The sequence below is a fragment of the Paraconexibacter sp. genome, assembly GCF_041602235.1.
GTDB lineage: Bacteria > Actinomycetota > Thermoleophilia > Solirubrobacterales > Solirubrobacteraceae > Paraconexibacter.
In genome coordinates this window covers 1-3,214 of sequence record NZ_JBFIGP010000366.1, presented here as the reverse complement: position 1 = coordinate 3,214, position 3,214 = coordinate 1, and the positions used below count along the sequence as shown (strand labels likewise).

The following is a 3,214-nucleotide window of genomic DNA, read 5'->3' as shown; positions in this document are numbered from 1 at the left end:
TACGACCACGTGGTCGCCACCAACCTGCTGCACGAGCTCGACGACCCGCAGGCCTTCCTGGCTCGCTGCGCCGGCGTCCTTGGCCCCGACGGACTCGTGCACGTGTCCGTGCCCAACCCGACGTCGCTGCACCGTCTGGTCGCCCTCGAGATGGGGCTGCTCGACGACCTCGGAGAGCTGTCCGCGCGCGCGGAGGAGTTCTCCACGCGCCGCATGCTCGACCGCAGGACGCTGCGCGAGTACGCCCAGGAAGCCGGGCTGGAGATGTCCGCGGCGACGGGCGTCGTGTGCAAGCCACTGCCCAACGCGCTGATGGAGCAGCTCCCGCCCGACGTCCTCGACGGCCTGGACCGCGTCTCGCACCGCGTCCCGGACCTCTGCGCCATGACCCTGGTGACGATGCGCCATGCCTGAGCCCGTGACCGTCGTCGGCGGCCAGGTCGCCGGGCTCGTCGCCGCCGACGCGCTCGCGCGAGCGGGACGCGAGGTCCACCTCGTGCTGCCGACCCGTGGGGTGGGCGGGGGTTTCCTGCCGTTGCGCCGGGACGGGCGCCGCCTGGAACTCGGCGTGCGGCTGCTCGAGCTCGGCTACGAGGACGACCACGCGCCGCCGCCGCTGGCGGATCACGTTCCGGGGTTCGGCGGCCACCGCCCCTACACCACGCTCGTGCGTTCCTGGGTCACCGAGCTGGTCGGCGACCGGCTCCGCGAGGTCGCGCCGCCGAGGATCACGCTGGACGGCCGCTCGCACGACGACGTGTACTTCACCGTGGACCTCTCACCGCTGCCCGACATCCTCGGGCCGCGCCAGCGCGAGGAGGTGGCCCGCGAAGCGGCCCAGGCGGCCGCCACCCTCGGGGATCAGGGCGTGCTGGACGACCTGGGGGATCTCACCCTCGACGAGGCATCGCGCACCAACCACGGCGAGACCTTCCACCGCACGCTGATCGCCCCGGTCGCCGACAAGTTCCTCGCCGACGGCTCCGCGCGGACGCTCGCCGCGTGGCGCCGCAAGGTGTGGATGCCGCTGTTCTGGCCGCGCACCGTCGTGGAGGCCTGCGACGGCGGCCCGTCCTTCCGCCCACGGCGGCGGTTCGAGACGGTCGGCGACGACGGCCCCGGAGCCGTGATCGAAGCGCTGCTGCGACGGCTCCGTGACGCGACGGACGTCGTGATCGAACCGGTGGGACCGCTGGTCGAGGCCTCCCCCCACGGCAGCGAGGTCGAGCTCGTGATCGACGGCCGGGCCGAGCCGATCCGGGCCACGCGACCGATCCTGGCCACAGGGGCCCGCGAGCTGTTCGGCGCGGTCGGCCACGAGTACCGCGTGGAGCGGGCACGATCGGTCATCGCCTGGCTGGAGGTCGCGATGGACGAGCCCCTGCCCCTCCATCACGTCGTCGACGAGGACAACCCGGTCGTGCGGGTGAGCGACAGCGGCCCGGGCGCGCGGCCGCGCACGCGCGTCCTGTGCGTGGAGCTCCGCCACGACCTCGCCGCCGAGCGCGCTCCGGAGGCGGCCCGCCGCGGCCTCCTGGACGCCGGCATCCTGGACCCGGTCGCCAGCGCCGTCCCGGTCTTCAGCGGGGCCATGGACACCTACGACGCCCCGACCGCCGAGACGCGGGACGCGCACGCCGCCGCGCTGGCGCGGCTCGAGGCGACGGGACTGGACGCACTCGTCGTCGGGGGCGCCACGGCCCCCGGCGCGGACGCCTTCAACGAGCAGGTCGTCGCCGGGCTGGCGGCCGCGGAGGCCCGCGCATGAGCGCCCTGACCCCGCACGCGCTCGACGCCTACGCGGAGCGCTACTACCTCAACCAGGAGGACGTCGCCGACCTGCACGTCGAGGACCTGCAGCAGGAGCACTCCGCCGACCTGATCGCGCGCGCGATCAGGGGCTGCGGGCGGGTGCTCGAGCTCGGGTACGGCGTCGGCCTGATGACAGGGGCGCTGCGCGACCGCGGCGTGCCGATCGAGGTCGTCGAGGGGTCACCCCTGCTGGCCGCCCAGGCGCGTGCGGCCCACCCCGGGCTGGTCGTCCACGAGGCGATGTTCGAGGCCTTCGCCCCCGCCACTGCGTTCGACGCGGTCCTCGCGCTGCACGTCGTGGAGCACGTCGACGAACCGCGTCCCCTGCTGACCCATCTCGCGGGGCTGCTGCGGCCGGGGGGCAAGCTCGTCGTCGTCGTGCCGAACGCCGAGTCCCTGCACCGGCGGCTGGCCGTGCGCATGGGCCTGCAGGAGCGGCTGGACTCGCTCTCGCCCCGGGATCACCTGGTGGGCCATCAGCGCGTCTACACGCTCGACGAGCTCCGTGCGGACGTCGAGTCCGCGGGCCTGCAGTGCACCGAGGAGCTCGGATGGTTCCTCAAGACCCTGCCCAACTCGATGATGCTCGACTGGCCCAGCGAGCTGCTCATCGCCCTCAACGAGATCTCCGACGAGCTCGAGCCTCGCCAGCTGGCGAACATCGGCCTCGTCGCCACCAAGGAGCCCTAACCGCCATGGCCCTCGCAGACTGCCGCATCGTCGGCTTCCCCAAGATCCACGACCCCCGCGGCAACCTGACGTTCGTCGAGGGCGGCAACCACGTCGACTACGACATCAAGCGCGTCTACTACATCTACGACGTGCCGGGCGGCGCCGAGCGCGGCGGCCACGCGCACAAGCAGACCTGCGAGATGCTGATCGCGATGAGCGGCTCGTTCGACGTCGTGCTCAACGACGGCCAGGTCGAGCAGCGCTTCCACCTCAACCGCTCGCACTACGGGCTGTACGTCCCGCCGATGACGTGGCGGCATCTCGAGAACTTCTCGTCCGGATCGGTGTGCATGGTGCTCGCCTCGCACCGATACACCGAGGAGGACTACTACCGGGCCTACGAGGACTTCGAGGCCGCCCTCGAGGTCCAGGCCGCCGCACCGGCGGCGCACCGCGGGCTGCCGCACGCCGCGTAGCCGATGGCCCCCGTCGTCCCGTTCCTGGACCTCGGCGCCGCGTACGAGGAGCTCCGTGCCGACCTCGACGCGGCCGCCCTGCGCGTGCTGCACTCCGGCTGGTACGTCCTGGGCCCGGAGGTCGAGGCGTTCGAGCAGGAGTTCGCCACCTGGGTCGGGACCGCGCACGCAGTCGGCGTCGCGAGCGGCCTGGACGCCCTGGAGCTGGCGCTGCGGGCCCTGGACATCGGCCCTGGGGACGAGGTCGTCGTCCC

The 3,214-nt window shown here is 73.1% G+C and carries 5 protein-coding genes; all 5 read left to right on the top strand.

The features are described 5' to 3' along the window. A partial coding sequence (locus ABYE80_RS18990; protein ID WP_372791883.1) for a methyltransferase domain-containing protein occupies positions 1-414 on the top strand: 414 nt, incomplete at its 5' end. Further along, positions 407-1,768, top strand: a complete 1,362-nt coding sequence (locus ABYE80_RS18985; RefSeq protein ID WP_372791882.1) for an NAD(P)-binding protein — start codon at positions 407-409, stop codon at positions 1,766-1,768. The genes ABYE80_RS18990 and ABYE80_RS18985, both read left to right, overlap by 8 nt. Then, a complete protein-coding gene (locus ABYE80_RS18980; protein ID WP_372791881.1) occupies positions 1,765-2,502 on the top strand; it encodes a class I SAM-dependent methyltransferase in 738 nt (245 codons plus the stop codon). Before ABYE80_RS18985 ends, ABYE80_RS18980 begins: the two co-directional genes overlap by 4 nt. Before the next feature lie 5 nt (positions 2,503-2,507). Then, the gene (locus tag ABYE80_RS18975) at positions 2,508-2,960 is read left to right on the top strand and encodes an FdtA/QdtA family cupin domain-containing protein (protein WP_372791880.1); all 453 of its coding nucleotides are present in this window, start codon (positions 2,508-2,510) and stop codon (positions 2,958-2,960) included. 3 nt (positions 2,961-2,963) lie between these two features. Continuing rightward, positions 2,964-3,214 (top strand): DegT/DnrJ/EryC1/StrS family aminotransferase (locus ABYE80_RS18970; protein WP_372791879.1); only part of this gene is annotated, 251 nt, incomplete at its 3' end.

Bases quoted from the DNA above. Each gene is read 5' to 3' on its own strand.
- ABYE80_RS18980 (WP_372791881.1), top strand. From the start codon at position 1,765: ATGAGCGCCCTGACCCCGCACGCGCTCGACGCCTACGCGGAGCGCTAC.
- ABYE80_RS18975 (WP_372791880.1), top strand. From the start codon at position 2,508: ATGGCCCTCGCAGACTGCCGCATCGTCGGCTTCCCCAAGATCCACGAC.
- ABYE80_RS18985 (WP_372791882.1), top strand. From the start codon at position 407: ATGCCTGAGCCCGTGACCGTCGTCGGCGGCCAGGTCGCCGGGCTCGTC.